Genomic DNA, 9,230 nt, shown 5'->3' on the forward strand with positions numbered 1-9,230 from the left:
GTATAATTCGTATCAAAATTGTAAGTATAGACTTAATAATAAAAAAAGGCAAAAGGATCTTAGTTATGAAAAAGATGTTAGCAATTAGTGCTTTGGCAGCAACTGTACTGTCAGCTCAAGATGTTCCTTATAGGATTTTTCTAGCTTCATTTGCACAAGATGATAATCAGGCTAGAATTGATAGTGCTGTTAATAAAGTTAATAGCAAAATCTCTGATAGTAGACTAACTACAGGTATCTATGAGGTTGGTGGACGAAAATTTTTATATGTTGACACGACTCCGGTCTCTGAGGATGAAGCTAATAGTCTATTAGTTAAAGTTCAAAACGAATCAGGCTATAAAGATGCTTTAATGAGAGCAAAAGCACCTGTAGCTGATACTCAAATAACAAAAAAATCTAATATAGAACAAGCTATATCAACTGAAGTAAAACCAGTAGCACAAGTTGATGATGGAGTTTTGACTTTAGATCAAGTTATAAAGACTATTTTAAATGAAAATCCAAGTTTAAAAGCTACAGAATTTAACTATCTACAAGTTGGTAAAGATCTAAAAATAGCAAAAAATGCCTATTATCCAACACTTGACGCTGCTGCTAGAGTGGGATATGAGAAAAAACGCCTTGATGATGGAGTTTCTACAAGAAGAGGAGATGGAAGAATTTCTGGCACATCTCTAACCTTAGTTGAAAATTTATACAATGGTGGTGCTGATAAAAATAGAATAAATTCTCAAAGCGCAAGGCTTGATTCAGCTGCTTATTCAGTAGCACAAGCTGCAGATAGACTTACATTAAATGCTGCAAATGCTTACTTACAAGTTCTTCAAACTAAGAGAATTTTAGACATCGAAGAAGAAAACGTAAAGAGTCATGAGGAAATTTATAGCCAAATTAAAGATAGAGCAAGATCAGGTTATGGCGTAGCTTCCGAAGAGAGACAAGCTGGATCGCGCTATACTCTAGCTCAATCAAACTATACAGCCGCTAAAAATAACTATGAAGATGCACTTTCTACATTTGAGAAATTATATGGAAAAAAAGTTGCAGCTAAAAATTTAGTAATGCCTGAGTTTAGCCTTCCTTTGCCTAGCACAAAAGAAGCTGTTTATAACAAAGCAATTCTTTGCAATCCGTCACTTTTGGTTCAAAAATCAAATATTGCTATGGCAGAATCAGTTGTAAAAGAGAAAAATGCGCCTTTCTTACCAAAATTAGATCTTGTTGTATCTGGTGCGTATGATCATTCAAATGTTTTATATGACAATTATGAAGAACAAACATTTGACGCACTTTTAAGACTAAACTATAACCTTTACAATAAAGGTAATGATAAACTAGATAAAGAAAAAAGCCAACTTGCCGTTCAACAAGAGCAACAAACTTTGGATAATCTTGTAAGAGAGCTTAAAGAATCTTTGGAATTTTCATGGCAAAATTATGTTCTTAATCAAGAAAAAATGGGATATCTAAATCAACACGTTGAATATGCTAAAGCTACACTTGATGCTTACCAGGATGAGTTTAGAATCGGTCGTCGTGATCTTATAAACTTGCTTGATGCTGAAAATGAATATAACTCTGCGTTAAAAGAGATTGCTACAACTGAGACAGCACTATCTTATGCAAAATACAGACTGTTAGATAATATGGGAATGATCTCAGATAGCTTTGAACCAGGTTTTGCAAAGAGATACATTCAAGGTGCTTGCAGCATTCAAAACGATTTAAGATAAAAATGTAAAAAGTAATGACCATGAGGGTCAAGACAAATTTTTGGACGCTTATTGTAAGCGTCCTTTTTTTATTATTGGCAAGTGCTATTGGAGATTTTATAAAATCAACAACCATAGCAAAGGTAGCTAAAATTTATGGAGAAGATGCAAGAAGAAGGGCTTCTGCTCTAAATTCTTTAATGACTTCATTGCAAGATGCAACTGAACAAGAGAAATTAATAAAAGTAAATGACTTTTTTAACTCTTTTAGATGGGTTGATGATATGCAGCTTTGGCACAAAAAGGATTATTGGGCTACTAGAATGGAATTTATAGGAAAAGGTGCTGGTGACTGCGAAGACTACGTTATTGCAAAATATTTTACACTAAAGCAGCTAGGAATTCCAACTCAAAAATTATACTTCACATATGTTAAAGCCTTAAGATACAATCAAGCTCATATGGTTTTAGCATACTACGATACACCAAAATCTATTCCATTAATTTTAGATAACATAAATGGTAAAATAAAAATCGCAACTCAAAGAACAGACCTTGTTCCAGTTTATAGTTTTAATGGTGATTCGCTATACTTGGCAAAACAAGAAGGTCTTGGTCAAGCAATACCAGGTGGAAATAAAAAACAAAATCCTAAGTGGATGGAACTAATAGATAGGATAGGAAAAGAGGATTTATGACGCTATTTAAACAAATTATGATCGCCGTGATAACTTTTGGTATCATGATTTTTATGGCTGTTGGCTACTTAAATTTTAAGAGCCTAAATGGATATATTAATGACCAGCTTGGTGAAAATGCAAGACACACAGCAAATTCGCTTGGACTTGCTTTAAAGCCTATTATCGATCCAGACGATATGTCCTTGGCTCAAACAATGATAAATTCTATGTTTGACAGCGGTAGATATAAGCTTATTAAACTTGAAGATGTTGATGGTAAGGTTCTTATTGAAAATTCTCAACAAACTGTTGTTAAAGATATTCCCGAGTGGTTTTACAAAATAGCCAAGTTTGAAGCACCAATAGCAGATAGCGAGATTATGACTGGCTGGGCAAAATTTGGTACGCTTTATGTTCAAGGCAGCACTGCACTTGCCTATAATGAGCTTTATACCAACTCAAAAAATATTTTTAATTTTCTTCTTCTAATGATAATTGTCACTCTTGTGGTAGCATATTTTGCTCTAAAAGCTATTTTTAGGCCGCTTATGAAGGTTCAAGATCAGGCTGAGGCCATACTTGATAATAAATTTATTATTCAGAAAAGAATTCCATTTACAGCCGATCTTAAAAAAATGGTTCTAGCTATGAACTCTATGGTTAGCAAGGTAAAAGACATTTTTGAGAGAGAGGCAGCCACACTTAGTAAGTATCAAGAACTTTTATATAAAGATACAATGAGTGGTGCTAATAATAGAAGATTTTTTCAAACTAAATTTAGTGAGTATCTAGCTAGTGAAGAGTATTCAAGTGGAGTTACTTTGCTTGTTAGTTTTAAAGATCTAATAAATTTAAAAAGTACGCTTGGCTTTGAGAAATGGCAAAGCGTTGTAATGAAAATAGCTCAAATTTTACAAGAAAAATCAATCCATAATGATAAAAATGCGATTGTTGCAAGGCTTAACGATAATGATTTCATTGTACTTTCGTATGGTAGAAATTCATCAAATTTCTTGGCTCTATGTGATGAAATTATGAATGAGTTTAAAAAGCTTTATGCAAATTTTGCACTAAATGATAGCGAGTATCCAGTAAATGCTGCGATAGTTGAGTATTCACCAAATACTGATATCAAGACACTTCTTACTTCAGCTGACGTTACATTGGCTAGTTCAAGACTTGCTGGTAGCTTTGCATATAAGGTATTTAATGAAAATCAAAATACTTTAGTGATTGGTAAAGAGAAGTATAAAGAGCTTATTTTTGACTCAATAAAAGAAGATGAATTTAAATTCGCAGCTCAAAAGGTGATTGATCTTAATTCAAATTTTGAGCAGTATGAGCTTTATTTGAGGCTTGTTGATAAGGATGGAGTATGGCGTATGGCCTCATATTTCATGCCGATGGTAAATGAGCTAAATCTAGGCGCAATGCTTGATCTTCACATCTTAAATAGGGTAGCCAGAATTTTACCGGAGAATATCTTACCAAGTGGCAACTTGGCAATAAATTTGGGCAAAGAGATATTAAACTCAGATGAAAATTTTTCAAAACTTGAAGCTACGCTTAAAAAGATAAGTCAAATTTCGAAATATAAAAACTATATAGAAATTCCAAATAAAGACGATATTAGTATAGAAAGTATAGTTAAACTTACTAAAAAATTAAAAGAACTTGGCTTTGGATTTGGTTTTGACCACTTCGAGCTTAACGCAAAAGGTATCGAGAAACTAAAAGAATTTAACCCTGATTATGTAAAAATTCAGTCAAATGTCTTGATTGACTTCTTAAGTGATAAGTCAGGAGTAAACACAAAACAATCACTTGATGTTGTTTTAAGCTCAAAAGACATTATTTTGATCGCAATCGGTGTTGAAGGCGAAGAGCAGAAGAAAAAGTTAATCGATCTTGGCATTAAAAATATGCAAGGAATTTATATAGATGAAATTAAGAACATTGGATGATAGATGCATAGTGATAAGATAAAAGATGAGCTGCTTCAATGTTTGGTTATTTTTACCAAGCTTCATAATAATCCATACAGTGCCGATGCTTTAACTATTGGCTTGCCAGTAAAAGATAGCGATGAGATTGAGCTTTTTTCACTTAAAAGCTCAAGGTCTTTATTTTCTCGTGCTGCTTCTCGTGCCGGCTTTGCTTCTACCCTTGTAAGAAAAGATCTTGAACAAATCTCTCCTTTAGTTTTACCTTGCATTTTAATGCTTAGAGGCAAAAAAGCTTGCATCTTGCAATCTTTTAGTAAAGATAAAAAGACAGCAAATATCATAACACCAGAACTTTCAACTGGTACTAGCGCGATAGAAATAAGTAAATTAAAAGAAGAATATTTAGGCTATGCATACTATCTAAAGCGCGAGTTTGTTCCAGAGGATACTAGCTCAACAAAGCTAATTGATGCGGGCAATGACCACTGGTTTTGGGGAACTCTAAAGCGTTCAAAAAAGATTTATTTTGATGTTGTTCTTGCAAGTTTTATTATAAATTTATTTGTTCTTGCTAGTCCACTTTTTACGATGAACGTATATGACCGTGTCGTGCCAAATAATGCGGTTGAGACACTTTGGGTCTTGGCACTTGGTGTAAGTGTAGTTTATGGCATAGATCTTTTTTTAAAATTTGTAAGATCATATTTTCTTGAGATTGCTGGCAAAAAGAGTGACATCATAATGAGCTCTATTTTATTTGAGCGCGTTATGGATATGAAATTTAGCAATAAACCAAAATCTGTTGGTTCATTCGCTAGTAATCTAAAAGAGTTTGATACGGTTAGAAATTTCTTCTCATCAGCCTCATTGGCAGCCATTGTCGATCTTCCATTTGCGATCATTTTCTTGATAGTTACTTATTTTATAGGAAGCTATATCGTACTTGTGCCGATTGTTATTATGATAGCTATTTTATGTTATACGTTTTTTATAAAAGATCCACTTCAAAATGCTATTAAGAGTACATTTGAGGCTTCGGCTATAAAAAATGGAATTTTGATAGAGAGCCTTAGTAGTCTTGAGACTATAAAAACTCTTGGTGCTAGTGGCCATATACAATGGAACTGGGAAGAGGCAACTGGTGAGATAGCAAATAGAAGCATTAAATCAAAAATTATCACAACTTCGATAACCACTGTTACATCTTTTTTAGTGCAATTAAATACTATTGCCATTATCGTTCTTGGCGTCTATATGATACAAGATACGCATCTTACAATGGGTGGTCTTATTGCTGCGGTTATGCTTAGCTCTCGCGCTATCGCTCCTATGGGACAGGTGGCTTCGCTGGCTGCAAATTTTGAGCAGACAAAAACAGCCTATCAAAGTCTTAGTAAGATTATGCAAATGCCTGTTGAAAGGCCAGAAGGTAAAAAATTTGTTAGAAGAAATTCTTTTGATGGAAAGATCGAGTTTAAAAATGTAAGCTTTACTTATCCAGATACCACAAAAGGTTCGCTTGATAGGATAAATTTTGTTATTCAGCCAGGTGAAAAAGTTGGCATTATAGGCAAAAATGGCTCTGGAAAAACTACTTTACAAAAGCTCATTTTGGGACTTTACTCACCAACTGAAGGCTCAGTGCTAATTGATGGTATTGATATTAATCAAATCGACCCAGCCGATCTTAGGCGAAATATCGGCTACGTTCCGCAAGATGTTGTGCTTTTTAAAGGAACGGTTAGAGAAAATATTGTTCAAAAAGCACCATATGTTGATGATATTCAGATTATAAAAGCAGCTAAAGTAAGTGGAGTTGATGAGTATGTAAATGCCCATCCACTTGGATTTGATATGCCAGTCTTTGAAAGAGGTGACGGCATAAGTGGCGGACAGCGTCAAAGTATAGCTGTGGCTAGGGCATTTTTGCTAGATAGTCCTATTATTTTGCTTGATGAGCCAACAAATTCTCTTGATAATACAGTTGAAAATAAGTTAAAAATAAATTTAAAGACAAATACGGCAAATAAAACGATGCTGCTTGTTACACATAGGACGTCGATGCTAGATCTTGTTGATAGACTTATAGTTATGGACAATGGCAAAATTTTATTGGACGGACCAAGAGATGAAGTTTTAGCAAGACTTAGTGGGAAGTGATCATGCAAGAAGATATCAAGAATAAACAAAATGAAAATCCAAAAAATGAAAAAAGATTAATTTCTGAAAATAACATAAAAGAACAAGAGGAAGCTAGTAATAAAATTTTAAATAGTGTAGATGATATAAAGTCTAATCTTCAAACAAAAAATTATGATGCTTATGATTTGAAATTTATGTCAAGTCTTTCTGAGGCTGTTTTGGCTAAAGCCCCATCTACATCTAAAAAGATACTCTATACGGTTGCTATAACTATGTTTTGGCTTCTTGTTTGGGCCTCTTGGGCACAAATAGATGAGATCACAAGAGGTAGTGGTAAAATCATCCCGTCTGGGAAAAACCAAGCGATACAAAATCTCGAAGGCGGTATAGTCGATCAAATTTTTGTAAAAGAGGGTGATGAAGTCAAAAAAGATCAAATTCTAATAAGGCTAGATAATAAAAATTTTACGAGTAGTTATGGCGAGTCAAAACTAAGACTTGATGAACTTCAAGCAAAATTTATGAGACTTGATGCTGAGGCAAATGATAAGGAATTCGACTACGACGAAGCTAGAGATGCGAACAATAGTAAAGCCATAAGATACGAGCTAAGTCTGCATAATTCAAATATCGATCACTTAAATGAACAGATAGGAATTTTAACAGAGCAAATTCATCAACGCCAGAGTGAGTTGGTCGAACTAAAAAATAAAATTTCTCAAACCCAAAATAGCTACAACCTTGTTCTAAAAGAAAAGGCCATTATGGAGCCAATCTTTAAAAAAGGTCTTGTTAGTGAGGTCGAGTATATCCAGCTTCAAAGACGCGTAAACGATCTAAGAGGTGAGCTCGATGCTGCCGTTCTTGCCGTACCAAGAGTTGAATCAACTATAAAAGAAGCGAAAAATAAGATCGAAGAAGTAAAACTTGCTTTTAAAAACAATGCAAAAAAAGAGCTAAATGAAGTTTCAGCAGAGATCGCAAGGATAAATGAATCACAAATCAGTCTAAGCGATAGAGTAGAAAGAACATATGTAAGATCTCCAGTAAATGGTATTGTCAGCAAAATGATGGTTCATACCGTATCAGGAGTTATCAAGCCTGGTGAAAATATTGCCGAGATCGTTCCTCTTGAGGATAAATTGGTTGCTGAAGTAAAAGTAAAACCAGCTGATGTTGCATTTTTGAGGCCTGGACTTGATACGATGGTTAAATTTACGGCTTATGATTTTAGTATTTACGGTGGTTTAAAAGGCAAAGTAACGCAGATTAGTGCCGATACGGAGACTAATGAAAAAACTGGCGAGAGCTATTATTTAGTCAGGATAGAAACTGAGAAAAATTATCTTGGTAGCGAAGAAAAACCGCTTAGAATAAAAGTTGGTATGATAGTCTCAGCTGATATCATTACCGGCAAAAAGACAATACTTGATTATTTATTAAAGCCTATTTTAAAGGCAAAGCAAAATGCCTTAACGGAGAGGTAATGGGCAAGATCGCTTTTTATGATAAGAAATTTGGTGAATATGAGATCGAAAAATTTCAAAATTTACAAAATTTCTATCTCATAAAAGATGATCATTACTGCGATATAGTTAATGATGAAATTGAACGATTTAAATTTAGTGATTGTGAAATAGATTTTTTACAATTAGTAGATGTTGCTAGCAGACATAAAAAACTATTTGAAAATATAAAAATTCAAGATGATATAGTAAGAAGTATTAAAATTTTAATAAAAGGCTATGACCAGAGTTTGGATAAATTTGACTTTGATCCTGGAATTTTAAATTTAAATGCTCCTTATAAATATGCTATATCACAAGATTTTTTCGAAATGACCATTCTTTTAGAAGAAAAACCTTCTGTGGTTACTAAATTTTTCTCATCAATAGATTACAAGATATACAAAAATGGCGAAAGTCGTCACGTAGAATTTTTTATAAATAATAAAAAAATTTATGAAAGAATCATATAAATAATCCAAGGAAAGGTGATGCAAGTTATTTTATTTACACAAAATAGTGCATTAAACAATATTTGGAGAAGCTATTTTACTGGCAATAGCGATGTGAAATTTATACATAATAGAAAAGAGTTTTTTTCTCATATAAATGATGATGTTGATATTATAGGCATTGATATTGATGTTTTTAAAGATAATATTGATGATGTTATAAAAAATATAATTGAAAATTCCCCAAATATAAAAATACTCATACTCTCAAATAGGCCAACGATAAACGAAGGCAAGCATCTACTTACGCTTGGAATCAAGGGCTATGCAAATTCTCACATGAGAAAGACACACTTTGAAGATGCTTTTGAAGCTATTTTTAATGGAAATATATGGCTTTACCAAGAATTTGTTCAGGCAATGATTAGTGAGCTAACCGGCTCATATATTAATAGTGAAAGTGAAAAGGCAGATAAAAGGACTGACCTCTCTGAACTTAGTTCAAGGGAAAGAGAAGTTGCAGATTTAATCTATCAGGGTCTAACAAATAATGAAATTTCAGAAAAAACAGGTATTACACTAAGAACAGTTAAAGCACATACAAGCTCGATTTATAGTAAGCTAAATGTAAAGGATAGAATAGGGCTTGTGCTTTTGATGAAGCAGCTTGACGCATAAAATCTTGACTTATTTTTTGAAAAAATAAGATTCTTCTTCAAAAACTATAAATTTTTATACATGTGCCCATAAAGAAATACATATACAACTTTTACTAGCTGAAGAATACAAT

7 protein-coding genes are annotated in these 9,230 nt (G+C 33.3%); all 7 read left to right on the plus strand.

Annotated features, from left to right (window positions below; genetic code table 11):
• Positions 1 to 65 precede the first annotated feature (65 nt).
• Genes CVS84_RS02115 through CVS84_RS02145 form a run of 7 tightly spaced genes read left to right on the plus strand, consistent with a single transcriptional unit; the run spans position 66 to position 9,118 of the window.
• Entirely contained in the window at positions 66 to 1,736 is a 1,671-nt protein-coding gene (locus CVS84_RS02115; protein WP_107690962.1) for a TolC family outer membrane protein, read from the plus strand.
• A gap of 20 nt (positions 1,737 to 1,756) precedes the next feature.
• Positions 1,757 to 2,413, plus strand: coding sequence for a transglutaminase-like cysteine peptidase (locus CVS84_RS02120; RefSeq protein ID WP_054196396.1), 657 nt, complete (start codon positions 1,757 to 1,759; stop codon positions 2,411 to 2,413).
• Positions 2,410 to 4,359, plus strand: coding sequence for a LapD/MoxY N-terminal periplasmic domain-containing protein (locus CVS84_RS02125; protein WP_107690963.1), 1,950 nt, complete (start codon positions 2,410 to 2,412; stop codon positions 4,357 to 4,359). The genes CVS84_RS02120 and CVS84_RS02125 overlap by 4 nt, the downstream gene beginning before the upstream one ends.
• Positions 4,360 to 4,362: 3 nt before the next feature.
• Positions 4,363 to 6,501, plus strand: a complete 2,139-nt coding sequence (locus CVS84_RS02130) for a type I secretion system permease/ATPase (RefSeq protein ID WP_107690964.1) — start codon at positions 4,363 to 4,365, stop codon at positions 6,499 to 6,501.
• A gap of 2 nt (positions 6,502 to 6,503) precedes the next feature.
• Positions 6,504 to 7,970, plus strand: coding sequence for an HlyD family type I secretion periplasmic adaptor subunit (locus CVS84_RS02135; RefSeq protein ID WP_107690965.1), 1,467 nt, complete (start codon positions 6,504 to 6,506; stop codon positions 7,968 to 7,970).
• Entirely contained in the window at positions 7,970 to 8,461 is a 492-nt protein-coding gene (locus tag CVS84_RS02140) for a DUF5416 family protein (RefSeq protein WP_107690966.1), read from the plus strand. The genes CVS84_RS02135 and CVS84_RS02140 overlap by 1 nt, the downstream gene beginning before the upstream one ends.
• 18 nt (positions 8,462 to 8,479) lie before the next feature.
• Entirely contained in the window at positions 8,480 to 9,118 is a 639-nt protein-coding gene (locus CVS84_RS02145) for a response regulator transcription factor (RefSeq protein ID WP_107690967.1), read from the plus strand.
• Positions 9,119 to 9,230 lie beyond the last annotated feature (112 nt).

This window comes from Campylobacter concisus (assembly GCF_003048575.1).
Taxonomy (GTDB): Bacteria; Campylobacterota; Campylobacteria; order Campylobacterales; family Campylobacteraceae; genus Campylobacter_A; species Campylobacter_A concisus_U.

Bases quoted from the DNA above. Each gene is read 5' to 3' on its own strand.
- CVS84_RS02115 (WP_107690962.1), top strand. From the start codon at position 66: ATGAAAAAGATGTTAGCAATTAGTGCTTTGGCAGCAACTGTACTGTCA.
- CVS84_RS02120 (WP_054196396.1), top strand. From the start codon at position 1,757: ATGAGGGTCAAGACAAATTTTTGGACGCTTATTGTAAGCGTCCTTTTT.
- CVS84_RS02125 (WP_107690963.1), top strand. From the start codon at position 2,410: ATGACGCTATTTAAACAAATTATGATCGCCGTGATAACTTTTGGTATC.
- CVS84_RS02130 (WP_107690964.1), top strand. From the start codon at position 4,363: ATGCATAGTGATAAGATAAAAGATGAGCTGCTTCAATGTTTGGTTATT.
- CVS84_RS02135 (WP_107690965.1), top strand. From the start codon at position 6,504: ATGCAAGAAGATATCAAGAATAAACAAAATGAAAATCCAAAAAATGAA.
- CVS84_RS02140 (WP_107690966.1), top strand. From the start codon at position 7,970: ATGGGCAAGATCGCTTTTTATGATAAGAAATTTGGTGAATATGAGATC.
- CVS84_RS02145 (WP_107690967.1), top strand. From the start codon at position 8,480: ATGCAAGTTATTTTATTTACACAAAATAGTGCATTAAACAATATTTGG.